Consider the following 26116-nt stretch of genomic DNA (forward strand, 5'->3'; position numbering starts at 1 on the left):
GTATTATTCCTCCCAAGAAATATTCAAAACTTCTTCGATAATATTTATGGGAATTCTTTTTATTTTTGTGTTTCGATAAAAAGAATAACCTCGTTGAACCAGAAGTTTTTTACATTCCTTGAAAATTTTGTCAGCGTAATACTGTGAAAAACCTATCTCAATTAGATCTTTACGAGTAGCTGTTTTCATTATAGCGCCTTCTTTGTTAATAGTCTTGGGTTTTAATCATTATTTTTACGAAATCAAAACTATTTTCATAATAATTGATTTCTAAATATTTAAACATCTATCAGCTGCAATATTATTGCACATAGGTATTTTACCTCTCCCCAGTGATGGCGAGCCAATTTGGTTACGGAAGTATCATTATAAAGCATTCAACTAATTCTCTTCATAGTATTCGCTCTGAGCTAGTTACCCGTCATGGCGTATCAAAAGAAGAAAGTTTAAAAACTAAAGTACTGATAGAATTGATATTTTCTTGTCAAAGAACAGAAGGGTTTTTCACCCTATGAAAATTTCGAACAAAAAATGTACAAAACTTTCATAGAACGAAAATGGAAAGAGAAAAGAGTCAGAAGACTAACGAGTAATATTAAAAGTCATGATTTTTTCCATTAACTTCGTCTCCAACCTTCTGCGAGTATATTCATCAACATAAAAAGGAGATTTAGCAAATTCTGTATAATCTTTGCGTAACGAGAGACTTACTATATATCCTTGATAGTGATTCAATACACAGTTCATTGCTATTGGATCGCCAGATACAGCTTCAAGTATTACTTTTGATGTTAGCGTTAAATGATTATCCTTAATATTCATTTCTTAGATACTCCAAATTTTCTCTCAGTTCATCTTCTGCTTCTTTGCGTTGATACCATATTCCTCCAACGCTCATCTGTAAAACTTCTCCAATTTCACGATCATTGAAACCAGCAAAGTAATATAATAAAATAATCTTTTTCTTTTGTTCAGGCAGATAATTAATTCCCTCAGATAAAGTAAGATCAGAAACAATTAACTTCATTCCAAAAATGGAATATAATTCACTATTTTCTATTGAACAATCTCTAACCTGAAAACCGTCTAAAATATCTTTAGGAATCTGTGACAGTGATACTTGACGCCTTCTTATACGTGAGTATTGTTTATTAATATTCCTCACTTCATTACGTATCACGGTCTTACAAAAACTATCAAACATATGAGTTATATGAGAATCCAGCGAATGATTCATATTTATTTCCTCCTAGACAACAGCTTTTTTATTCTGACATTCTTTCCTCTTTCCACTACTACTACAATTTGAGTTATACTTTTTTTCGAAAATTCAAAAAAAAATATACGTATAGACAAAATGTCCATACGTATTTCAGAAGTTATCATGTAGATATAAGGTATTTTTTCTTATTATTTTTTTATGAACAGTTGCCTCACGTAATGTAAGCTTTCAAGTGTCGATTCTTGTATGATTGATACACTTTTTTTGATGTAAAAATGTTGATTTACCATTCAGAAAATAGAAGTAACACGTTTTGATACTAATTAATAGATTAAAAAAATGAAGCTTTGATATCGATAACATTTTGCATTAATTCTACCAAAAAATTATCTGATTCTTTCGGAGATCTCAATAACCTCATTGTTAGGGCCTAAAAAATTGAAATATAGAATCCCCTGCTCCCAAAAAGGCAAGTTTTCAATTTTTTCATTTATTAAGGGGTACCCTAGCTGCTTGACTGTTTGATAAGCCAGCTCAATATCATCGGTATCCAAGGCTATATGATCAATAGCGCCTTTAGTACCACTTGAAGCATCTTCCCAAATTTCAATAACTGTTCCATTTAGATTGAAAAACCCCACATTACTCGTACCGTTTTTCTCTTGATTGATCAAGGTGAAACCCAAAGATTCATAAAACTTTTTCGAAGCCGTAAAATCTTCTGTTGGAATACCAATGTGTTGCAAGCCATTTAATTTCATCTGTCTTTCCTTCCTAGTGGTTAGAACCCACAACTATACTCTGTTGAATAGCGAATCTCTCCCATTTCAATGGTCCCTTCAGTAACAGTAAAACTGATACTCTTTCCGGGTTTGTCATACATTCGTGTACTCAATGCAACATCATTAATATAAAGAACGGCCAACGTCCCATCCACAATCAGCTTCACATCATACTCTTTTTCTGGTTCTAAATATAAAGGACGCTGTAACCCTTTATCAAACAGCTGTGGCCAAGGATAATTCGGTGTTTTATTAAAAGAAAGCTGCTGATTGTTCAGTGAAATACGATATTCATAGCCTTCTTGCGTTACTTGGTCTGTAAATAACTTCACTGCAAACTCTTTTGTCCCACTTGCTACAGTCACCTTTGTTTCCATTAAGAAATAGTCATCACTTTCAGGAATTATAAATTTCTCTTTCTTTCCATCCACCTGTTCTAAGCTAAAACCTGGAAAAGAGGTATTTTTTTCAAAATGATCAATAATTGTTTGGGGCAATCGAACTCCCAGTGTCTTGTCCTCTTTTTGGATAACTTGGTGTGGAACAAGCGCTCCTCCCCAATCCCAAATATTTTGATCGTCTTCAGCTTCTTTTGTGGCAACCCATCCGGTTAGAAAGCGACCGGTCTCATTTGTCCCAACAGTGCGTGCTGCATAATAAGCTTTCCCATCAAATGCTTCGTCTAGTGGTGACTGCCATTTATTGAACAAGCCTGAACCTATTCGATATTTTGTTTTTTTATCTTCGCAGTATTCCGAAAATAATAAATACCACGTACCATTCATTTCGAAGATGTCCGGCATTTCAATCATGTTGAATTCATCATTTGCCCAATAATCACCCATAAATTCCCAATCTTGTAAATCAGATGATTCAAAATACACAAGACGCCCCGTTGGTTTTTTCTTACTAGCGGGTTTTCTAGCCCCTAACACTAAAACATATTTTCCTCGCTCTTGATCATAAATCACAAAAGGGTCACGCCAATCGTTCTTATCGTATCCGGCTTGCGGGACAAGCTTGGCTGCTTCCCCAGACTTTTTCCAATGAACCAAATCATCAGAGCTTGCCACCATCAGGACTTCCGATGTTTTTCCAGCTAATTTTGCCTGACGGTTATGTCCTGTATATAACGCTAGCTGCTCATGTACTCCTTGAATAATACTTCCCGCATAGATAAACTGATCAATATCGTCTTTCCCGCCATGTGGAATCACTTCTCCATAATCTTCAAAAGTCACAAAGTCTTTAGTTGTCACCAGAGACCAACCAAAAGGATCGGTCAATGGCTTAGGCTTTCTAGTATCACGTTGATGAAATAAGTAGTAGACCCCATCTTTAAAAAATGGCATACAGTCACCAAACCAAAGTCCGTTTGGTTGATAAAAAATTTTTTGCATGGTTTCTATTCATCCTCTTCATTCGTCATTTTTTGTAGATCTTCATAAAATCCGATCGTAGTGTTCTGGCGTAACCGTTTTACGATAGCACTACCTTTTTCTTCCTGCAGTTTCATATTCATGGCTTCAATCAACAAACCTAAATTTGTTCCTCCAAGGAGATGAAATTCCTTTTGAAAACGCTCACCTCTTTTAGCAAACTCATTAAAGGGAGTCCCTCCAATTAAATCTGCAAAGATCAGGACATCCTCTGTTTTAATTAGCTCGACCGTTTGCTCGATCTTTATGCGAAAATCTTCAATTCCCTCATTTCCCAACGAGACGACGTGGCAATCAGCCGTCTCACCGAAAAACATTTTCAATGTTTCAGCAAAACCAGCAGCAATGCTACCATGAGAAGTAATTACAAATTCCATCTACCTATCCCTCAACTTTATTTGATAAAATCTTTTAAATATTCTTTGGCATCTCGCGGCGTCTGAACTACGGTCACCTCTACTCCACGATCCATTAAGTCTTTAAAAGCTTGTCGTTCAATGTCCGTGATATTTATCGTTGGCCGGATTCGCTCAGTCCCTTCTCGCCTTGATAAATTGCCGACATTGACACTCGTTATCGGTAGTCCTTGCTCAATTAGAAACTGAACATCAACTGGCGATACCGCGACAACAAGTACTCGTTGACCGGCATACTTTCCAGCAAGAATATTAGTAAGTGCTGTTTCTTTAGTAATTATTGATGTTCTAACATTTGGCGGAGCTGCTAAACGGACAACGGATTTCTTTACGTCATCGTTGGCCACGTCGTTATTAATTACCATAATTCTGCTAGCATTTAATTGATTGGTCCATTGTGTGGCTACTTGTCCATGGATCATTCGGTCGTCAATCCGTACATGGATAATCCCTTTCATCTGTTCACTCATTTTCAACACCTACTTCACTATATTTGCGGCTCTTAAAGCAATCGAAACAACTAAAATCAATAAAATAACGTATACAGGTTTTACTTTTTTACCTAATAAATAGTAGACAATTGCGACTACACATGCTGGCAAAAGACCCGGCATGACTTGATCGAATATCTCATTTCCTGTCATTTTCAAATCGCCTTGCTTAAATTCAAACGCGACATTCACTTTCACAACTGTAGCAATCAACGCTCCTACTACCATTAACCCCAAAATTGAGACAGCGTTGGTAATTGATTTAAGCTTGGTCTCAATTTGAGTTAATAAACTGCTTCCCGATTCCTTACCTGCTCGATACAGTGGGTAAGCGGTTAATCGCAATAAAATTGAGGCTATGATCCATAGAATAATTCCTACAAAGCTACCTTCTAAAGCCATATTTGCGGCAATTGCGCCAAATATTGTCCACGGAATGACAACAAAAACACTATCACCAATACCAGCCAAAGGACCCATAAGTCCTGTTTTAAGGGCACTAACGGCCTCTAATGCGCCGTTTTTTTCTTCTTTCTCAATCCCAACATTCATTCCAATAATGTACGGTGCAGTATAAGGTGTCGTATTAAAGAACTGAAGATGGGCTAATACTGATTGCTTCATACCTTCTGGGTCGTCTTTATATGTTTCTTTAATGAACGGAAGCATTGAATAGGCATAACCTAAGCCTTCCATTTTTTCATAATTCAATGAAGTTGCTCCATTGAGAATCCAGCGAAAAATTACTTGTCGATCGGTTTTGGTCAATTTTTTACTCATCTTCATCGAAACCTCCCCCTACTGTTGATACTGCCTGTTCCTTGTGAGCATTTTGTTTATAAACAATTAACGCAATTGCTGCACCTAGTAATGAAATCCCTAAGATCGGTAGCTGCAAATAAACAGCCAGCACAAACCCAACTAACAAATATGCAAAATAGTCTTTCGTAGGAAGATATTTTAATAGCATTCCAATACCCACAGCAGGGAGTAAGCCTCCTGCCACCTTCAATCCTCCTGTTACCCATTCGGGAATATAATTAATCGCACTGCCAACTAAAGTGGGGCCTAAGATAACCGTTAATAAAACTGGAATTCCCGATACAAAGCTCGTATTAATTGACGCCAAGTATTGCATCCATTCTAATTTACGATAATCCGCTTTTTGTGCAAATTTCTCAGCTTGCTGCTGGAAAAAAATGTTGGTCGACCATTTCAAAACATCCAATTGAACAATCAGCATCGCAACAGGAATAGCTAAAGTAATTCCAATCGCTGCATCTTGATTCGTTGAAATCGCCAAATAGGTGCCAATTAGCGCAGCTGTTTGATAATCTGGTACCGAAGCACCGCCAAAACTGGTGATTCCCAGTGTCATTAGTTGAAGCGTCCCACCAATGTATAGGCCTGTTTGTACATCTCCCATGATGAATCCTGTCAAAAAGCCTGCAACTACTGGTTGAGAGGTCCCTAGCTTGGGCCCTTCCTTATCCCAGTTAATAAAGAACCCATACAGTACAACTAATAGTGTTTGCCAAAATGCCATTCTTTTCTCTCCTTTCTGTTAATACTTTTATTTATGCAATTAGTATGCCAATTTTTTAAGGGGCTAAAAGTAGACGATAGAAAGCTTTTCTAACTATTAAGAGCGTCCAAAAAAAAATTGAACACCCTTTCATTTTTTAGACGCTCAATTAAATAGTGAAAAAAGTTTGTTCAAAAATCATAAATATTAATTCGTACTCTCCTTTAGGGATCTCTATACAATAGATCATCCTAATTTCCGAAAAAATCTTTTGTGATATTTGTAAGAACTCCGCAAATGTCTCTTGTTCTATCATTAGATTCGCATCAACTGCTCCATCCCCTATCATGATTCGTTCAATCATGCTGGAAAGATGTAAAAATAGGTTGATCCGTAAAAAACTTGGGATTTTTATTTGATAATATTTTTCGTATTCATAGAGCACTTTTTCAATATCATTAAAAACCTTTTTAGAATCTAAAAAGCGTAGTTTCATACTGGCACCCTCAATTGTGAAGAGTTTAATCAATTCATTTAGACACCGCTCACATTGATCAGCCGCGAGATAGTCCTCTAATTTTTCCAAAGTTTGATTTCCATTAATCACTTCTTCAAGATTTAAGCACTCAACTCCTTCAATGCATAAATCAATCGAAGACAAAACAAAAACAGTATCCTTAAAAATTACCTGGTCTTTCTCATCCGCTATTTTTTTCAATGCGTTTAAATCGAAGGTTAGAACCTCTAACTGTTCTGCTAAATAATTACTCAATATTTCTTTTACTTTTTCAGAAATCCCTTGCCCTGAAAGGCATGAAACAATAATATTTTTCTTTTGAGATAGTCCTTTGTAATATTGAACCTTTACTTTATAGGGATCAAAATCCATTTGATGAAAATAGCTCACCGGTTTCTTTTGACAAACTTGCATCCCGCACTCAATTGCTAACCCGGTAGAAACGTTGTTTAAAATTACTAAATCCCCGATTACATTTGATTCGATTTTTTCATACATCTGTTCCAAAGAACCCATATCGACAAGCACAATGAGCCCCTTTGATGTATCAATATTTTGGCAAAAATTATTGATTAGTGCTATAACATCTTCTGTCTTTCCATCAATGGGCATGTTGAATCCGTCATAGACGTAGTTTCCTAACAGTTTATTTGTTTCACTAGCTAATGCTGTAGCTGTTTGTCCACCATGCATCACAATCAGGCAATGGGTTTCAGGTAAATTTTCATAATATTTTGTTACAAGAAAAACCGTCCATCTCAATAATAAATCCTTTTTACTCCCTTCAATTTCTATATCTGTGCAAATCTTTTTAGCTAATAAGAGATATTTTTCATTTTGTGATGAAAATTTCCGTAAATGAGAGAACAAGAAACTCCTATCTATCTCATCAACTGCGTCAATGAATAGAATGAAAATACTAAGTGCTTCTGCTATTTCTTCGATCGCCCCCTTCCCTGCATTCATTATCGTGGTGGAAATACAATCCAATACGTAGGTCCTTAAAACCTGAAATTCATCATCTTTGAAATAATCATACCCTGAAATATTTTGGCATTTTTGATTGATTTCATTATCTAGCTGAGACATCTTCTCTTTGATTGAATCACTATTTTGGAATAAACCACGTAAATTAATAGTCGTAAGCGCCTCATAAAAGAATTGATTAGAATCAAAAGGAATGCCGGGCTCTATCCAAAAGCCACTATCAGATGGGTTACCTAGATAAATGGCTTCCTTTTTACTATTTTGGATATACCCTTCTGCACATAAAAGTTTTATTTCATTCTTAAGCTCCCCGATATTTCCTTCAAATGATTTTGACAAAAAATGGGTAAAAAGAGGGATTGGACAAAAAATTTTGCTCGCAATCTCAGTTGCTTCCGCACTCAGAAAGCCAAACAACAACTGAATTTTTTCCGAAGTGCTTCTATTGTTATAGTCTGGTAGGGTGATTTCGGCAGGAATCCTCCTTCTAAACGTTGTTAGCAATGCATTATTCGTATTTTCAGTGGTTGCTAAAATTAGTCGAACATTGGCCGATTCCCACTTTTCACTTTCTCCTAATTTCCGATATTTATGAGAATCCATTAATAGAAAAAGTTTTTCCTGATTTTCTGAACTTAAATTGTGCACCTCATCTAAAAACAAGTAGCCCCCATCTGCCGAAGACAGCATCCCCTCAGTATCCTTTTCTGCTCCCGTGAAGGCGCCTTTTTTATAGCCAAATAATACTGCTGACAATAATTCTGGATTATTCGCATAATCCGCGCAATTTACAACAACGAATTTCGCCTTCTGCTTGATTACTTCTCGGTCAAGCGCATAATGATAGATCAACTTTGCTAAGTAACTTTTTCCGACACCGCTATTTCCTTTTATAATCAACGGTAGACCATTAGGTGGATACATTACGGCAGCTTTGCATTTATTTATGGTCGACTTCAACGACTTGTCAAAACCAATGAAAGTAGAAAAGTAGTCCGTTGCTTCGTTTTTAGCTAATTGAAATAGGACCGGTCGAACAGTATCATTCTTAGATAGCTTCCTTTCAGAAAATAGTTGGTTCAAATAATGTGAAGCCACACTTCGTTTGATACCAAAATGAGTTGCGATTTCTTGCGCGGCAAAAGTCGCTTTTTCCAAGTCTTCTTCAATGTATCCCAAGACTGCTTCCTTCATCTTTATTTTCAACTCTTTTCCTCCCACTAGCTTTAATAGAAATAGACCGCCTCAACCTTAAAGCCAAGACGATCTCGTTTGTTTACGCTGAATGCTGTTTAACTTCTTTTGCCAATGCCAAGCAGCCAGTTATCCCGGCATGATCCCCTAACTTAGGTGTTACGATATAATCAGCAATCTTAGGTATACTAACATAGTCATTAAGTAACTCTAGAAATTTTTCCTGCACTTTCATTTTTAGTTGTGTCTGTTTCATGACACCGCCACCAAAGATAATCACGTCAGGAGAAAGCATCAATGTGGTGTTATAAGCACATTGAGCAATATAAGAGGCTACAATTTCCCATACTGGATCTTTTTCAGCTACTTCTTGTCCTTTTTTACCTGTTCTTTTTTCAATGGCTGGACCGGCTGCCAATCCTTCTAAACAGTCTTGGTGAAACGGACAGCTACCAGAAAAATGATCCTTCTGATGTCGCCTAACAAGCATATGCCCCATCTCTGGATGGCTGAACCCTTCAATGAAACGCCCATTTTGAATTGCGCCTCCGCCGATTCCTGTTCCTACGGTATAGTAGACTACATTAGAATATTCACTGCCATAACCTAAAATATATTCCCCGTAACAAGCCGCATTGACGTCGGTAGTCCAAGCGATTGGAACCGCAAAAAATTTTTTTAAAGTACCTACAAAATCAAAATTCTGCCAAGCACTCTTAGGAGTCGCTGTGATAAAACCATAAGTTTTAGACTCTCTTTGAATATCAATCGGCCCAAAAGATCCGACTCCGATACTTTGCAAATCCTCTTTATACTGAGTAAAAAATTCAATCACCAATTGCATTGTTTCTGCCGGCGTGGTTGTTGGGAAACTCGCTTTAGCCAAAAGATTGAAGTCTTCATCGCCAACTGCACACACAAATTTCGTTCCACCAGCTTCAATTGCACCATAAACCATTGCTTTCCCTCGATTTCTCTTTTTTAATTATGAATGATTTTTGCTAAATCATCATTCATCATACTAAATCGAAAAGCTTTTGCCCCTGTTCTACACTTTTCAATTCAGGAATAGATATTTTTCCTTGATATTCTGGAAATACCACGATAACATCATTGGGTTTGTCCCTTTCTTCCAAAACTTGAAGATTTACAAACATCAGATTGTCTCCAGATTTTACTTTTTGATTTTCTTTCACTTGAACATCAAAGCCCTGTCCGTTTAATTCAACGGTATCCATCCCAACATGTATTAAGAGTTCTAAACCGGATGCGCTTTTTAAGCTAATCGCATGCTTAGTCGGAAAAATGTTTGTGACAATTCCATTTATGGGAGAAACAACTTCACCCTTAATAGGCCTAATAGCAAATCCTTGACCCATCATACCCTTTGAAAATACAGGATCGCTCAATTCTGCCAATTCTTTAAAAATCCCCGTTGTTGGCGCAACAATCTTAACTTCTTTTTTCTTAAAAATATTTAGCATATCAGTCGCTCACTTTACCTGTATTGGCTGTTTTTTTGATGATAACTCATCTGAAAATTTACGATGCTTAGATTCTGGAATAAACACCTTATATTTGTCATATACAAGAATAAATATAATTGGCAACGTAAACGCAATAAGATTCCCAATAATATATGGTAAGACAGGATTAGCAATCGTCAATCCTGGTAAAACTGTCAAGCCCTGACCAATTGCTTTAACATCAAAAATCTTCATGAAAGCTCCACCAAAACCAGCACCGATAAATGAGCAAACAAATGGAACAATGGAATACTTCAAATTAACAGCAAATATCGCTGGTTCCGTAATTCCTACCAGAGTGGGAATGAAACTTGAAAGGGCAATATCACGATCTTTTGATTTCTTTTTAAATAATAGATACATCCCGATACAGCCTCCGCCCTGCGCAATTATAGATACTGACCAGATAGGTTGAATATAATTAAAACCTGTAGTTGCTACCAAATTTGCTTCAATCCCCTGAATAGCATGTTGCGTTCCAGTAACAACTAACGGTTGAAGTGCGCCAGCGAATACAAACGCTCCAAATGCCCCCATTTTCATATATAGAAAATCAATGATTCCTCCAAGAACATTACCAACAAAATTTCCTAACGGACCAAATACTAAAAATAAGGCAAAATTGGATAAAATAATGGTAACTGTAGGAACTAGAATATAAGCAAGGACTTGTGGTGAATACTTATTCGTAATTTTTTCAACTTTTGCTAAAAACCACGAGGTCAATATGGCTGGAAAAACTCCCCCCTGAAAAGCTACAGCCGGAATACTTAGACCAAATAAATGCCAATATTCTGGTTTGACTGCATTCATGACAAAATCATTGCGATTGGCAAGTCCCGGATGAATCATCACAAATCCGACTAGCAACCCTAAGATTGGGTTACCTCCAAAACGCTTTGTTGCCGAATACATAACTAAAACTGGTAAATAATCAAAAGTGGTAGCGATGATCCCAAAAAAACTAGCTAAATCATTTAGAAAAACATTATGGTCAGCAAAGGAACCCTCCATGCCAAACATTCCTGGAGTCGTTATTAGGGAACGAATACCTAATACCATAGCTGCTCCAATAAAAGCCGGAATAATTGGAATAAAAATATCTGAGAATACTTTGAATGCTTGTTGTAGTTTATTGCCTGAATTGTTAACGCCTTCATCTTTCATTTCTGAAACCGATACTTCTTTTACCCCAGTTAATCTTACAAATTCCGCATAAACTTTTTCGACTGTACCAGTGCCAAAAATTACTTGAAGTTGACCGCTGTTGAATAGAACACCTTTAGCTCCTTCAATATTCTCAAGCTTTTCCATGTCGGCCTTGTCCTTATCTTTAAGAATCAGACGTAAACGAGTGATACAATGAGTAACACTGGCAACATTTTCCCGGCCACCAATGTTGGCTAATACTTCTTCAGCAGCTTTTTTATAATCCATCTCATTTTCCTCCTCATATGCGGCAAATGAAGAGGTCTCACCTGCCGCAAGAATAGTGTAATTTTCTATTTCAAAATTTTATTTGAAAACTTTGAGTCAGATACGGTTAGTGATCCATTCGTAGCTGTAATTGTGATCGCATCGCCAAACTGATCATAAACACGAGCATTCAAAGCAATCCCATCAATATATAGAGTCAAGATATTGTCATCAACGATTACTTTCAAATTGTAAGACTCATTTGGTCTTAAGTTAATTGGTCTAATTAAGCCCTTATCCATGTATTGGAACCATGGATAGCAGGGATTTTTGTCAAAAGTAAGTCGACCTTCATCCAAGTTAAATCGATATTCATAAGATTCATCCGTCTCAAAGTTTTTGTAAAGCCTAAGTGAGAAGTCACTGAGCTGCTCATCAAATGAAATAGTTGTTTCAAAATTGAAAATTGTACCACTATGCTCTACAAGCGTCTTTTCTTCCCTAGTGTCAATCGTCGAAAGTTTCGTATCAATCAAACTAATTCCATCTGTAAAGGATTTCCATACTTCATCGATTGGTTTTACTCCTAGTGAGAAATCTTCTTTTTGATAAACCTCATGCGGTACAAAAGTCCCTCCCCAGAGATAATTATTTTTGTCATCTTCTTGGTCTTTGGTTGGAACCCAACCAAATAAAACACGACGTTCCCCATCGAAAGCGGTCCTTCCTGCGTAATATGCCCGTCCATCAAAAGCTTCATCTTTCGGTTTTAGCCAAGGACCATCCAGACTCTTACTCATACGATAAAGTATCTTATTCCCATCAGAATATTCTGAATAAACTAAATACCACCAATCACCTATTTTAAATAATTCGGGCATTTCAAACATTGTGTACAAATCTGGTGCCCAAAAATCTCCCTTGAATTCCCAATCAATCAAATTGTCTGATGTGAATTTTACTAAACGACCTGTTTGTAAATGCTTGTCTTGACCTTTACGGGCACCCAAAATTAATAAGTACTCTTCCTTTTCGTCATCCCAAACAACAAAGGGATCTCTCCAGTTTCGAATATCGTATCCTTCCTGTGGCTCTAATTCCAAAGCCGCTTCTGATTTTTTCCAATGAACAAAATCATCGCTCTCAGCATGCAGTAGAACTTGCGATGTTTTCCCCTGTGCTAAAAATTCTCGATTGTATCCAGTATAAAAAGCATGAACTTTCCCATTTGCTTCAAAAACTGACCCGGCATAAATAAACTGATCCCGCTCATCATCTTCGCCTCTTAAAAGCGATTCTCCAAAATCTTCATAATGGACAAAATCTTTAGTAGTCGCTAAGGCCCAACCAAACGGTTCTCCAAAAGGAACGGGGTTTCTTGTATCTCTCTGATGATAAACAAAAAATTTACCATCCTTACCATAAGGCATAACATCACCCACCCAAACATCTTTAGGCTGATAATAGAGTTGATGTTGGTTGCTTGTAATTGCTTGTTTTTCCATCTTCTGTTCCTCCATTGAAAAGGTTTTATTTACACCAATAATATATGTCAACCCGTTTCATATGTCAACCCGTTTCACATAAATTATTTTTTATCGACGAAAATTATTTTTTCGTCGATAATTCCTAAGCTGTATGATTTTTTAAAAGTCTTACCGGTAAATCTAGTTCATCTTTTTCTTCTTTCCCACCAATCATGTTTAACAATTTATGAACCGCCACACTAGAAATCTGTCCGATAGGTTGTTGGATTGTAGTTAAATCCGAATTATAGATTAACGTTTGCTCCGCCCCGTCAAAACCAACGACCTTAACATCTTCAGGAACATTTTTACGCATATAAATCAAACTATTAATTGCCAATGTAGCTAATAAATCGTCACCAGCAAAAATTCCGTCGATGTTTGGATGCGTCTCTAGATACTCTCCAATCATTTTTTTCTTATCTTTTATCTCTGCGACAAATGGAACCTCCAAAATTAATGGATCAAGGTTGTTTTCTTTCATAATATTTTTATAGGCTAACGTTCGACTATTAGCGGGTAGCTTTATTTTGCTATCACCTCTTATACATAAAATGTTTCTGCATCCATGACTAACTAATAATTGAGTGGCTATTTCTCCCCCCGTATAGTTATCACAAGACACAGTGACGGTATTCTTCCCTAGATTTCGATCTATTGCTACAATCGGTAATCCGGGAATATTATAATCATCAATATCTTTATTATGTGTTCCTACAATAATCCCATCAACTTGATTTTTCCTTAACATTGCTAGATATTCTTTTTCCTTAGTTGGATTATTTAAACTATTGCACAATAATACCTTGTAGCCTTTGTTAGACAGTTCAAACTCGATTGATTGAATCAACTCTGCATGAAAAGGATTTGTTATTGTTGGAAATATAAGGCCAACAGTATACGTCTCATTTTTAAACAGCGCTCGCGCCAGCTCATTAGGATAGTATTCCAGTTTATTCATGGCATCAAAAACTTTATTCTTAGTTTCCTCACTGATGTAGCCACGATTATTTAAAACTCTTGATACAGTTGTCGGAGAAACCTCTGCTTCTTTTGCAACTTCTCTAATACCAATTTTTTTCATTTTTTTCTGACAAGGTTGTAGGTCAACTCATTATCCCTACTCGATTTTTCGACATTCCAAGAACCCTGATTCCACTCATTCCTTTTCACAGTAAATAGTATCTACATCATAGCATTTATATCAGTCATGTGAAAAGTTAGAAAGTCCTTTTTCTCTCGCCAAATCGATTGTAACCGAATTTTAGTTTACTTTTAGGTGTCACTAAGAAAAGCTGAGGATATACCCCGCCTAAATCAGACTGTAGTCATTAATAAAGGAAGAGCTGAAATGAGCTGGTATTTCAGCTCTGTAAACTTTCTATTCTTAAAAATTTGCTATCCGGTAAAAGTTGCAGTCCCATCAATTACAGCGACCGAAAAAGCATCCGCATTGTTTTTTTCTACTCGACAACTTAATGTGATTCCATCAATCGTTATCACTGCTATTGTGTCATCAATCAGGACCTCAGCTTTATAGTCGGTATCAGGAAAGAGCGCGATTTTTCTTTCAAGTCCAATATTCATCATTTGGAACCATCTAAGATTTGGCGTTCGTTCTACACGTAATAATTGCTTTGAGACATCAAGATCAAAAACGTAACTCTCATTCGCTTTTTGATCTTGATAAAACATAAATTGAATATGTTTCGTTCCTGCTTTAAAAGAAAAAGTGGTTTCAATAGAATAATGTTTTCCTAGCCCTTCTTTATATCGGACTTCTTTTCGTTGACCAAAAGCATTGATTTCACCCAAGTTTATTGCCGACCGCTCTTCAACTTGTTCAATTATACTTTCAGGTAGTTTAGTTTTTAAGGTATGATCGGGTGTCGAATAAATTTCTAAGGGCAAAAGCGTTCCGCCCCACAAATAATTGTTTTCGTCCTTGCCCGCTTCTTTTGAAGGCACCCATCCAACTAAGGTATGAGTATTCTCGTTCGCAACACTTCTAGCGGCGTAATAAGCTCTTCCAGCGAATTCATCATCTTCAGGAATAGTCCAAGGTCCGCGGAGATTTTCACTCACACAGTAATGGGTGGTTTTTTTATAGTCATACTCTGAATAAATCAAGTACCAATATGAATCGATTTTTACAATTTCTGGCATCTCAATCATTGTATAGATGTTAGGCGCCCAAAAATCACCTTTAAATTCCCAGTCTTGACAATTCGTTGAAGTAAAATAAACAAGTCTTCCCGTTTTTTCCTTCTTGGGTCCACTCAGACGAGTACCTAAAATCAGGAGATATTCTTGCTTTTCCTGATCCCAAATGATAAATGGATCACGCCAATCATCTGGATCGTAGCCTTTTTGTGGGGTCAAAGATTCCACAACGCCTGTTTTCTCCCAAAGGAAACCATCACTGCTTTGAGCTTGCATTAAGACCTGAGAAGGTTTCGGACTATCAATGAACGTACGATTATATCCAGTATAATAGGCAATTTTATTGCCTAATGGTTCCTTAAAAACCGACCCTGCATAAATAAACTGATCCTGATCCGTCTCATGCCCCCGTACTAAAACTTCACCATGCTCAAAAAATTGGACAAAATCTTTCGTCGTTAATAGGTTCCAACCAAACGGCTCTCCAAAAGGAAGCGGGTTTCGGGTATCACGCTGATAATACAGATAATACTCAGAGGACTTGTCATTGAAAAAGGGCATACAATCTCCAAAAAAAGCTCCTTCAGGTCTAAACAAATACTTTTCCATTCACCTTCACCTACCTCTAAACAATTTTTAAAGCACTTAACACAAACGATAAGATAACCATTAAGACAATAATTTTATTTGGACTAACCTTTTTACGAATTAATGTAAAACACCCCAATGTTATTCCTAAAGGTAATATTCCCAGCATGATCTGATCGAGTACTTCTTGTAACTTAAAGGTCATCTCACCCATTTGAAATTTTAACGGAGTCGTAACTGTGACTGTTGTAAAAATCATCGCTCCAACCATTACCATCCCGAGAATGCCTGCAGACTTTGTCAAAATAGCAATCATTCCATTCTCATAAGCTTTCTTGATAAAGTCTCCACCTAGGTTATATCCTAGCTTCAAGCCATACCATCTAGTTAAGATGTTGGGGATGTTGTAAAGAATTAGAAAAATAATTGGGCCCAAAACATTTCCTGTTTCTGCTAAACTAATTCCAATCCCTGCAGCAATAACACGAATCGTGCCCCAGAAAAGAGAATCCCCAATACCTGATAAAGGTCCCATCAAACTTGCTTTCACCGCATTGATTGAATTTGGATCAAACTCCGTTGTGACCTTATTTTCCTCTTCCATTCGAGAAGCAATACTCAATGGAAACGGTGCCACAGCTGGGGTGATGTTAAAATATCCCATTCCTCGTTTTAAGGCTGCTGTTCGCTTTTCTTTATCTTCAGGATTAGGATACAATTTCTTAATAAATGGAATCATCATATAGCAGGCTCCTATTCCCGCACCGTTTATATAATTCCATGTTCCTTGTAATAAGAAGGAACGTAAGAACATTTTTCTAAAGGTCTGCTTATCCATTAAATTTTCAGAATTATTCATTAAAAAAATCCTCCTCTAATGATGACGTAGCTTCTATTGATGTAGCCTGCTGATTTCTCTTTTCAGCAATTTTCTTATTATCAAGTAGGTTTTTATCAATTGCTCCTAAAACAACTACAATAACAATCCCAAACAATGCAATGGCAATAAGTGGTAATTTTAAATAGGAAGCTGCTAAAAAACCAAGCAACAAGAAGATCATATTTCCTTTTTCATAAATCATGTTTAATAATAAGGATATCCCTAGTGCGGGCAATACTTTCCCTAAAACCGTTAACCCATTCATCACAAACGAAGGAATCGCATCCACTAATGCCGATACAGAGTTCGTTCCTAAATAGATTCCTAGAAAACCAACAATCGCATAGACTAATGGTCCGGCAAAAATACTGGCATAATGCAACAATTCGATCGATCTGATTTGATCTTCCTCTGCAAACTTATTAAATTGATCTAAAAGTAGTCCTCGAATAAATATAACTAATTGATTAATAAAGACGGCTAACAAACTAATTGGAATCGCTAGAGACAAAGCGACTTCTGTTCCTTGATGATTCAAGATAGCAAATGCCGTTCCAAAAATCGAACCGGTCATTGAGTCTGAAGGCATCGCCCCTCCAATACCGCTCATCCCTAAGAAAATGACCTCCAAAGAAGCTCCCATGATTAAGCCTGTTTTTAAATCACCCAATAAAAGACCAACAAACATTGCCATAACAAGTGGCCGACGAATCATCGGATCAGACAGACCACTATCAGATAAATTTCCAATAAACATTACTAATGCAATACTCAAAGCTGGCACTAACATAATTTTCCTCCTTTATAAAACTTCATTTAAACTGATATCTTGATCAGTTGGAACCGGTTGAATATTTACCTTTACACCTGTGTCTATTAATTGTCGAAGAACTTGTTCGTCCTGTTCACTTACAAAAATCGTTTTATTTAGCTGGCGTTTTTCTTTCCCTTCTGGATTATTCATTCTTCCGTAGTTGCCTAGGTTAATTAGCGGAATATTTTGAACTTTTTCCGCAATTTTTAACGCATCCTTGGGATTATCAATCACTACTAATATCTTAAGATCATTTGATTTTGGATTATTCAACAGTGCAATTGCTTTATCTACACTGACAAAAAAAGCTTTTATCCCTGCAGGAACTGACATTTTTAAGGCCATGATTTGTGTTTCATTATTGAGAATTTCGTCATTAGCGACAACAATTCTATCTACTCCCAAATATCGACTCCATACTACTGCCACCTGCCCATGAATCAAGCGTTCATCTAAACGAATCATACTAATCATAAAAATCCTCCTCCTCATTTTGTTTTTCATTTTGCAATTCCATCATTGAGACCGCCTTTTTACCGGATTCTACTGCTTTGTCTAAAACACCTGCGATCGGTTCTGCATCATTTGCCAAGACAAGTTCTAACACCATTGGAATATTCAACCCAGACAATTGTGAAATTTTAGGCTCTCCTAGTAAACCCATCATAGCAGTATTAATACTTCCACCAGGAAAATCAGAAACTAAAATAATTTCTTCTCCACTCGTTGCATATTCTAAAATGTTTTCAATTTTCTTAATGACATCCTGTGGGCTTTCTCCAGCTTCCATTGAAAAAGCAGACAAATTTTCTTGCTTACCACTTATCATTTCCACGGAATCCTTGACACCTTTAGCCATCAGTCCATGACTAGCAATAATCACTTTTCTCATAAAAAATCTCCTTCAATACTTTTTTCACTTTATTACTAGCAAATTCCATGCCAATTTGTAAAACGCTTCTAAATCAGCTCTTTTCACTAAAAAAAAACAAAGTGTCTAATCTGTTAACAGAGATTAGACACTTTGTTAGACGTTTATTTATTGATATTCGGTCCCATTAATTCATACAATAAGGATAGTTCATACGCATTTACTTTGAAATTGTACTTCATTTCCATTGATTGAAAGATGCTTCTAGATACATAATAGAATTCCTCCTGCTCATCTGTAAGCTTATAAGGCAATTCTTCCGCCTTTTCAGTTCTAGATAAGAATAGTCTTTCCATCATTAGCGCTGTATGCATATACAAGTTTAACTTGATTCTTCCATTTAAAGTAAAATGATAATAGTTTTCATACTTGGAGATAGCAGTCTCTACCTCATTCATAACAATATCGGGATTTAAAAAGTTTAGTCTATTAGCGATACCTTCCAAAGAAAAAAATTTTACTAACTCTTGCAGCAAATTATTAAAATCCTGTTGCGATAGTTCATTTATTAGTAAACTCTCCAAATGTTTAGCTCCTTCACCATCTAAAATATCGTAAACATTAATATTAGGAATCTCAAAAGATTTTGGAAGATCCGATGTTGTGAGGACTAATTTGGTTTTCGCAAAATAAGAGACATCATTTTGATCAATTAATTTACGCAACTCACGATAATCTTTAGTAAAAACCTCGACTGTCTCGTCTGCTAAGTGGATTCTGAAAACTTCTTTCAATTTATCAGAGATCCCTAAACCAGACATACACGAAATAATGATATTACTTGTTTGGGAAAATCCTTCAAAATATTGTGCGTTGATTGAATATTTTTCGGTAGCATCAACAGCGATTTGATTAAATGGTGCATTTATCATCATCTTTAATCCGATATCTAATGCAATAGACGTAGTTAAATTATTTAGTAGTAACAACTCACCTTTCAAATCATTTTTGATCTGCGTGTAGATTTGATTTAGCGAGCCCATATCAACAATCAGTACCAAACTGTCCGTGTGTACTTGTTTTTTGATAAAATCTTTTGTCAACTCCACGATTTCTGAAACATTGCTTTCAATCGGCATGTCCAAAGCTTCAAAAACATAATTGCCACATAATTGGTTCACGACCGTTTGAATACTGCTGGCGGTGCTATCGCCATGCGCCAATAATAATCCCTTCAATTCAATCGACTCATCAACATAATCAGACAAGGTCACTAGGATCAATAAACGTAAAAAACTCTTTTCACTATCTGACAGCGCGGGCAAGCAATCAAGAAAACGTTCGCTTAAATAGGCAGTACGTGGCAGACTGATGCTCAAACTACGATTGGCTTGAGCTAAATCGACTCCATATGTTGGCAAAAAAACATATGCGCGGCTTGTTATTTCAGCCGCCGGACCACTCTTAGTCAATCCGTATTTCTTTTCTAAAGTAGTCATCCAGCTGTCGCGATACATTTTTATCAACAGTTTTTGTCTCATTGAAAGAAAACTATTCTGATCGATTAGCTGTAGCAGATGCTGAGTTTCTTTTTGGATCATTGGGAAATTCTCATCAAAATCACCTTGCGTGCTTAATGCGACAATTTTTGCTAAATGATCATCGCAGTCCGCCCACTTATTTTGATCTAATTGAATGGCTTGATTTTTCTTAATAACCAGATCTGACAAAGGCACGTTCTCAACATCCACCTCTTCATCCCCTAATTGTGTAGCAATCTCATTTTTTTCAATAGCCAGTGGTTCTTTCGTTGAACGGCTATAGATATCAGCACAACTGATCTTAATCAAATTTTTCAATCGCCCGATATTTCCGCTGAATGGATAGAACAATAATAGAGACAACGCCTCTTTTAAAACGAGGATATCTTTTTGTAAGATTTCAGCCTCATTCTGGAAGAACTGCTGAATCAATGCTAGACGTTCTTGAATCGGGCGCTCCTCAAAGGTCGGTAATTGAATAGTGATCTGGATCCGGCGATTAAACGTCTCTAAAAGAAAATCTTCGTTTTTTTCAGTCGTCGCAAAAATAAAACGAACCTCGGAGCTGGACCAATGAACATTTTCCCCTACTGGACGATACTTGCCAGTATCCATAAAAAGAAATAACTTTTCCTGATTTTCTTTTGAAAGTCGATGGACTTCATCTAAAAAAAGATAGCCATTATCGGCGGTCGCCAACAAACCCGCAGTATCTTTTTCTGCCCCAGTAAAAGCCCCTTTTTTATAACCAAATAATGTAGCTGAAAGCAATTCTGGATTGTCCGCATAATCAGCACAATTCAAAATTGCAAAAGGTGCTCCTTCCACGATAACACCTTCAACTAAAGCATATTCAAAGATCTTCGTAGCTAGAAAGCTTTTCCCTACTCCGGTAGCTCCATTGATCAATATGCTCAAACCATTCGGAGGGTATTTAACCGCCGAAATGCATTTCTGAATCGCGTCTCGTAAACTACCATCAAACCCAATCACTGAACGAAAGGCTTGGTTGGCAACAGGACTATTTCTCACATCAAATTCAGCTGCTGGTTGCCATAAAACTGGTTTTCCGGGAATTTTATTTACTTGTTTGTCTTCCATCAGCCGAGTCAAGTAATGACTGACATTTTGTCGGGAAAGACCTAGATTTTTTGAAAGTTGCTCTGCCGTCACCGATTCATTTTCACCAGTTAGACGGGTCAGTTCATCAAAAACCCGTTCCTTTGCACTCTTTTTCATAACTACCTCCATTAATGTGTCTAAAAGGAATCATAAACGATTCTAGATGATGTGTCTAATTGTTTTTGTATCTCGTTGGATAGTTAGAGCTTTATCAAAGTATTCTTGATGCCATTAATTCTAGTTGACTATTGATTATTGTCCATGAATTCGTATGAATCTAGCCATCCAACACATCAATTTCAAAGGGGGGAGGGGTTTCCCCCATCACACCGAGCGTACGGGTTTCGTATACAGCGCTACATCTGTATTGTTCACGATTGTCTTAGATAGTAATATAGAGGCTTTCAATACGTCGAGCATTTCTGACTAAACAATGATGACAGTATAGAAAAATTTTCAAAGTCTATTTTCCATGAACCATATCTTCAAATTTTTTAGAGTATTCCTTTTCATTTAATACAACAACAGGAATCATCAACTCACGAATTTTTTTGCCCTCTCTTCTTAAAGTAACAATTATTGGAGAAAATTTTTCTTGAGACTCCCCTTTTATATATAATTTCAGTTTATCTTCAGGTTGAGTAAAGGGTATTTGAAATAGATGGCTACTTAACATCACACTCTTCGAATTACCTTCATACTCTTTTGGAAGGTTAATATAAAAACCAGCTACATTGTGCACTCCACCAGCTACATTCCCTAGTGTATTTATCATCGTATTGTTTTTATAATTTGGCTGATAATCCCAAATATAAACATTTTTGCAACCTACTTGCCAACGTGTGTCAGTTTGTATTTCTACTTCAACATCTTTCCAGTTTACAATTTCATTATGTGCAAAAATAAATCGCAAAAGAAATTCACTACAATTCCGACTATACAATTTTGGCATGACTATACCATATGGACCAAATTCAATCCCGTCTTCTTGAGCCATACATTCACTCTCAATTATTTTCACCTCTTTAGGTTCAAAATTTACTGTTCTAATTGAGACATCCAATGTTTCTCCAGACTCAAGACAAAAATTTTTATTTAGTGAATCGCCTTCAGTACCCGATCCAAATGGCCTTGCAGCTAAAAGAACTTTAAACGATTCATTGTTATTGTTTCTTACCTTAAACGCCGTTTCATTTTTCTGTTCTGAATAGACAATATCAAACTGATACCGTCCAATCTTTCCTTGTTCCAACTTAAAATGTGAAATAAGTCCCTGTGGTTGGATAATAATAGTTTTATTAAGGCCATCAACACGAATACCAAACCACTGTTCAATACTTTGTTGAACCCACTGGCCTTGTCCTTGACTGCATCTAGTTAAACACCGTTTTTTATTATGACCACGCGGCCACCAAAATAAAGAGCCGCTTTCATCTAATCTTTCATATAGTAAATTCAAATTATCTCGCATTTCAGCTCTTGTATGACTACCCCCTAAACGAATAGTACAGCCGGTTGCAGAGGGATGCATCCCATAGGGTAATTCCCGCATAATTTGAAATTCAGGATCATAACAAGGTAGGAACATGGATCTAGCATAACGATGCAAATTCACATATGGCTCATGGTTAAACCCATATAACCCATACAAAGGAGCTAATACTGTTGTTGTATCCTCACCAGCATAGTAATATTCTTTCTCCGACAAATAGAACCTTTTCGCATCAATATCATCTAGGTTTGTCCCACCAGTAATCTGTTTTCCAAATGGCCCGTCAGCTTCCATTACTTGGGCCATGTCTTCTGGCATTTTCATTAGGAATTCCTCTACCAATTTCGTATCTTCAGAAAAAATATCTAGGATATTTTTGTATCCTTTCAAAGCATAATAACATTGAACATTGGCCCCATAATCATATTTCTTAAAAACTGGCAAATCACTTGCGTAGCGACTTGAAAATAGTGTTTTCTGGCTATGCTTAAATGTGAGCAACTCCTCAAAAATACCTTTGATCCTCTTTGATATTTCAGGATTATCCTTAAAATATTTACTATCACCTGTTAATTCGAGATATTTTTGGGCAATTAGTAATGGAGATACGAGAAAAAATATGCTGTGATCATCATAAATACTATATCTTGGTCTATTCCTTTCAATTAAGTATTCGATTACTTTAGGGCCAATTTCAGGAATTGCATACATCACACTTGTAATACTCGGTACAAAGTCAATTCCCCAAGAACGAGAAAGGCCATGAGATGGGGCTCCCTGACTATTCGTTAAAAGCCCTCCTTCCCTATTAAAAGAAAGACAGTTAAAATTATCTATTAAAAAGCGTATATGCATGTCACGATACTTCATAGCATTATTAGGGTCCTCGTGTATTCCAAGATTACAAATCCCTAATCTTTCCTTCCAAAACAACGACGTGGAATTAATCCACTCTAGTGGTGTATGTTGATAAATAATTCCTAAAGCTTCATGAACATCTTTCCGCTCTGGAGCTACTGAAACAATCGTTGTAAATAATTTTCTTTGCCCTGGTTCTAAAGACAATTCTGTTGATATTCTTGGATTATTTGGATTTCCACTAATATCTGCATCCAACATTTGAATAGCTGCACAAGCTTCTGGATCCCAAAGTATTAATAGTTTCTGTTCCCAAGCCTCTTTATATGGAGAGTTTGAAAAACGTTCAAATTTTTCCCCATATTTTTCAAATTGATTGACAAATTTTTCGTCAAAGGAGAGACTAACTTGCCCCTTTACAGTCGTTGTAGAAGTGTTTTCAATTTCCATACAATACAAAACTGCTTCCGGACCTGGGAGTGGATGAATGCTAGTTCTTTTTAATGATTCTTTTTCCAAAATAGGCGCTAAAGAAAAGACTCTTGTATCAAATCTCGCATTCTTCGTTTCTGTAACTGGAAGATAGTGATCCAAATAAGTAGTAACTGAATTTTTTCCCGTTGTTGAAACAACAGCCCCACTATCTAGGTTAATTTCATAATTCATTTTACCTAAAAATAAAGAAGTATCTGTTTGATAGTATTGACCAATATTTCCTTTAAATTGTCCACCTAAATCACTCCCGCCAGAAGGTATAGCATAAATGCGATTGTGTGGAGTGCTTACAAAATGTAATCTTCCTTGAGTATCTTGACCAATTAAACTTCTTCCATTCGATTGAGTAAAAAGTTGTCTTTCACTCAAGGATAAATCGATTTGTTCACTCTCTTCATCAAATTTTGCTCTAAAATATTTTGAACGGTAACCGTTTTTCCAAAGTTGCTTCCAATTTTTATAGATAGGCTTTCCTCGTAAATACATATAGACAAGTCTCCTTTTGATATTAAATTTTTCCCAATCTTATGACTTAATCCTTATTTTTGTTGAAAAAATTCTAGTCTCGTCAAATTAAGATTCTTATTTTCTTCATCTTATAGGAAAAGGAAAGAACCTTTTCGAAGATTCTTTCCCTTTCTGACTTCTCAATCACTTGAATACTTAAACTAAAATAACCCGATGAGTGCACCAACAAGACAAAATACTATCAATATGAGCAATAGTTTAGTAATCGACATTTTTTTATACTTAATTGCCCAAAATACTAGAAAAACTAGACCTAATGAAAGTAAACCTGGAGCGATTTGATCTATAGTATCTTGAATAACAACCATTTGTCCATTAATGTTAAACTTAACTTTAGTAGTTAACTTTACGAAAGACGATGATAATGCCCCCATCATAAACATCCCAATGATAGATCCACATTGAATCAGTTTGTTAATCATACCGCTTTTCAGTACCTTGGAAACCGACTGTCTCCCCATCTTATACCCCATATTAAATAAAAAGTTCCCTACAAAACCATCAAATATATTATAGGCAATAATAAGAATTGGTCCTAAAATATTCCCCTGAATTGCAAAAGATGCTCCTAATGCGTTAACAATCGCCATAAAGGTCCCACCCTCTAATGCATCACCGATTCCTGCCATTGGTCCCATTAAACCTGTCTTAAAACTAGTGATGGTCTCATCTGGAATATCTTCTCCAGATGCCTTGGCCTCTTCCATTGCTAATACGGCCCCTGGTATCATTGCTCCCCAAATAGCTTGTGTATTGAAAAATTCTAAGTGGCGCTTTAAAGCTTTTTGTAATTCTTCTCCTGGTCCATATAACTTTTCTAAACATGGAGCAAAGGAATTACAAAATCCTAATCCCTGATAACGTTCAAAATTGAGGGTTAACTCACACCCCATCCACCATCTAAAATAGACATTCCTAATATCTCTTTTTGTCAACTTACTATTTTTTTGTGTCTCCATTGTTAAACTACCTCCCCATCATTTTCCTTTGGCCAAAATGTGATCAGTAGCGCAATGCAAATAGCGAAAATTGCTGCTCCCATAACCGACAATTCAAAGTATGCAACCAAAAAGAATCCTATGATAAAAAGTGGGATTAATCTATTCTTTCCAATCACAAATATTGTCATTGCAAATCCAAGTGCTGGAAGTACACCACCCATTGCATTCAAACCATTCATTAACCAATTTGGAATTTGATCTAACATGGACTTGATTAGGTCTGATCCAAAATAATTCGCGATAAATACAATAGGGAATCGTAAGATAAACCCAAATGCAAGGGAATACCATGTTGCACATCTTTGAATACCTTTAATATTTCCTTCTTCAGCAAATTTATCTGCTTTTTGTATCAAAAATGCATTTCCAGTTCGTCTGATATTATTAATGAAAACCCCAATTACTCCAACCGGGATAGCAATACTAACTGCCATCTCTGGCTTCATACCAGTGGCCAAAACAACCGGAATAGCAATTAATCCTGCTAACATACGATCAGCGGGCAAATTCCCTCCTGCATTTACCATACCAATGTAAATAACTTCTAGACTTGCGCCTGCAATGAGTCCCGTAGTCATGTCGCCATATAAAAATCCTAACACCATTCCAATAACTGAAGGAGATATTACGATAGGATAGATGGTATATCCTATAAAACTTCCTCCAATCCAATACCATGTAGCAGTTACCAATGCTAACGTAATAGTAGACATGATTTTCCT

The 26116-nt window shown here is 36.4% G+C and carries 24 protein-coding genes; all 24 read right to left on the reverse strand.

Going from position 1 to position 26116, the window contains the following annotated elements; translation table 11 throughout:
• Positions 1 to 3: 3 nt before the first annotated feature.
• The 24 genes from CBF37_RS00865 to CBF37_RS00980 all read right to left on the reverse strand — a co-directional run bounded on the left by CBF37_RS00865 (position 4) and on the right by CBF37_RS00980 (position 26107).
• The gene (locus CBF37_RS00865) at positions 4 to 189 is read right to left on the reverse strand and encodes a DUF3173 family protein (protein WP_002350250.1); all 186 of its coding nucleotides are present in this window, start codon (positions 187 to 189) and stop codon (positions 4 to 6) included.
• A 393-nt stretch (positions 190 to 582) separates the two neighbouring features.
• Positions 583 to 822: a helix-turn-helix domain-containing protein gene (locus CBF37_RS00870; RefSeq protein ID WP_002350251.1), complete on the reverse strand. Its 240-nt coding sequence runs from the start codon at positions 820 to 822 to the stop codon at positions 583 to 585.
• The gene (locus CBF37_RS00875) at positions 812 to 1237 is read right to left on the reverse strand and encodes an RNA polymerase sigma factor (protein ID WP_042958156.1); all 426 of its coding nucleotides are present in this window, start codon (positions 1235 to 1237) and stop codon (positions 812 to 814) included. Before CBF37_RS00875 ends, CBF37_RS00870 begins: the two co-directional genes overlap by 11 nt.
• A gap of 371 nt (positions 1238 to 1608) precedes the next feature.
• Positions 1609 to 1983: a VOC family protein gene (locus CBF37_RS00880; RefSeq protein ID WP_002350253.1), complete on the reverse strand. Its 375-nt coding sequence runs from the start codon at positions 1981 to 1983 to the stop codon at positions 1609 to 1611.
• Between the two features lie 20 nt (positions 1984 to 2003).
• Complete coding sequence (locus tag CBF37_RS00885) at positions 2004 to 3404, reverse strand: glycoside hydrolase family protein (RefSeq protein ID WP_002350254.1); 1401 nt, start codon at positions 3402 to 3404, stop codon at positions 2004 to 2006.
• Between the two features lie 5 nt (positions 3405 to 3409).
• A complete protein-coding gene (locus tag CBF37_RS00890; protein WP_002350255.1) occupies positions 3410 to 3820 on the reverse strand; it encodes a PTS sugar transporter subunit IIA in 411 nt (136 codons plus the stop codon).
• A 17-nt stretch (positions 3821 to 3837) separates the two neighbouring features.
• Positions 3838 to 4329, reverse strand: coding sequence for a PTS sugar transporter subunit IIB (locus tag CBF37_RS00895; RefSeq protein WP_042958160.1), 492 nt, complete (start codon positions 4327 to 4329; stop codon positions 3838 to 3840).
• 9 nt (positions 4330 to 4338) lie between these two features.
• Positions 4339 to 5130, reverse strand: coding sequence for a PTS system mannose/fructose/sorbose family transporter subunit IID (locus tag CBF37_RS00900; RefSeq protein WP_042958178.1), 792 nt, complete (start codon positions 5128 to 5130; stop codon positions 4339 to 4341).
• Positions 5123 to 5896, reverse strand: a complete 774-nt coding sequence (locus CBF37_RS00905) for a PTS mannose/fructose/sorbose/N-acetylgalactosamine transporter subunit IIC (protein WP_002350258.1) — start codon at positions 5894 to 5896, stop codon at positions 5123 to 5125. Before CBF37_RS00905 ends, CBF37_RS00900 begins: the two co-directional genes overlap by 8 nt.
• A 148-nt stretch (positions 5897 to 6044) precedes the next feature.
• Positions 6045 to 8585 (reverse strand): sigma 54-interacting transcriptional regulator, encoded by a 2541-nt coding sequence (locus CBF37_RS00910; protein ID WP_125982920.1) that lies wholly within the window; start codon positions 8583 to 8585, stop codon positions 6045 to 6047.
• 70 nt (positions 8586 to 8655) lie between these two features.
• On the reverse strand, positions 8656 to 9531 hold the full coding sequence (scrK, locus tag CBF37_RS00915; protein WP_002350260.1) for a fructokinase ScrK: 876 nt from the start codon (positions 9529 to 9531) through the stop codon (positions 8656 to 8658).
• Between the two features lie 58 nt (positions 9532 to 9589).
• Complete coding sequence (locus tag CBF37_RS00920) at positions 9590 to 10057, reverse strand: PTS sugar transporter subunit IIA (protein WP_002350261.1); 468 nt, start codon at positions 10055 to 10057, stop codon at positions 9590 to 9592.
• Between the two features lie 9 nt (positions 10058 to 10066).
• A complete protein-coding gene (locus CBF37_RS00925) occupies positions 10067 to 11536 on the reverse strand; it encodes a PTS transporter subunit EIIC (protein ID WP_002350262.1) in 1470 nt (489 codons plus the stop codon).
• Between the two features lie 65 nt (positions 11537 to 11601).
• Complete coding sequence (locus CBF37_RS00930) at positions 11602 to 13020, reverse strand: family 43 glycosylhydrolase (protein WP_042958164.1); 1419 nt, start codon at positions 13018 to 13020, stop codon at positions 11602 to 11604.
• Positions 13021 to 13144: 124 nt separating this feature from the next.
• Positions 13145 to 14125, reverse strand: a complete 981-nt coding sequence (locus CBF37_RS00935; RefSeq protein ID WP_002350264.1) for a LacI family DNA-binding transcriptional regulator — start codon at positions 14123 to 14125, stop codon at positions 13145 to 13147.
• 314 nt (positions 14126 to 14439) lie between these two features.
• Positions 14440 to 15813 (reverse strand): family 43 glycosylhydrolase, encoded by a 1374-nt coding sequence (locus CBF37_RS00940; RefSeq protein ID WP_002350265.1) that lies wholly within the window; start codon positions 15811 to 15813, stop codon positions 14440 to 14442.
• Positions 15814 to 15829: 16 nt separating this feature from the next.
• On the reverse strand, positions 15830 to 16651 hold the full coding sequence (locus CBF37_RS00945; protein WP_002350266.1) for a PTS system mannose/fructose/sorbose family transporter subunit IID: 822 nt from the start codon (positions 16649 to 16651) through the stop codon (positions 15830 to 15832).
• The gene (locus CBF37_RS00950; protein ID WP_002350267.1) at positions 16644 to 17462 is read right to left on the reverse strand and encodes a PTS mannose/fructose/sorbose/N-acetylgalactosamine transporter subunit IIC; all 819 of its coding nucleotides are present in this window, start codon (positions 17460 to 17462) and stop codon (positions 16644 to 16646) included. Before CBF37_RS00950 ends, CBF37_RS00945 begins: the two co-directional genes overlap by 8 nt.
• Before the next feature lie 12 nt (positions 17463 to 17474).
• On the reverse strand, positions 17475 to 17960 hold the full coding sequence (locus tag CBF37_RS00955; RefSeq protein ID WP_002350268.1) for a PTS sugar transporter subunit IIB: 486 nt from the start codon (positions 17958 to 17960) through the stop codon (positions 17475 to 17477).
• A complete protein-coding gene (locus tag CBF37_RS00960; RefSeq protein ID WP_002350269.1) occupies positions 17953 to 18378 on the reverse strand; it encodes a PTS sugar transporter subunit IIA in 426 nt (141 codons plus the stop codon). The genes CBF37_RS00955 and CBF37_RS00960 overlap by 8 nt, the downstream gene beginning before the upstream one ends.
• 143 nt (positions 18379 to 18521) lie before the next feature.
• Positions 18522 to 21137 (reverse strand): sigma 54-interacting transcriptional regulator, encoded by a 2616-nt coding sequence (locus CBF37_RS00965; protein ID WP_125982921.1) that lies wholly within the window; start codon positions 21135 to 21137, stop codon positions 18522 to 18524.
• Positions 21138 to 21483: 346 nt separating this feature from the next.
• A complete protein-coding gene (locus CBF37_RS00970; RefSeq protein WP_002350274.1) occupies positions 21484 to 24351 on the reverse strand; it encodes a hypothetical protein in 2868 nt (955 codons plus the stop codon).
• 182 nt (positions 24352 to 24533) lie between these two features.
• Positions 24534 to 25352 (reverse strand): PTS system mannose/fructose/sorbose family transporter subunit IID, encoded by an 819-nt coding sequence (locus CBF37_RS00975; protein ID WP_002350275.1) that lies wholly within the window; start codon positions 25350 to 25352, stop codon positions 24534 to 24536.
• A 2-nt stretch (positions 25353 to 25354) separates the two neighbouring features.
• Positions 25355 to 26107, reverse strand: coding sequence for a PTS mannose/fructose/sorbose/N-acetylgalactosamine transporter subunit IIC (locus tag CBF37_RS00980; protein ID WP_002350276.1), 753 nt, complete (start codon positions 26105 to 26107; stop codon positions 25355 to 25357).
• Positions 26108 to 26116: the final 9 nt, after the last annotated feature.

The sequence above is a fragment of the Vagococcus vulneris genome, from assembly GCF_003950515.1.
Classification (GTDB): Bacteria; Bacillota; Bacilli; order Lactobacillales; family Vagococcaceae; genus Vagococcus; species Vagococcus vulneris.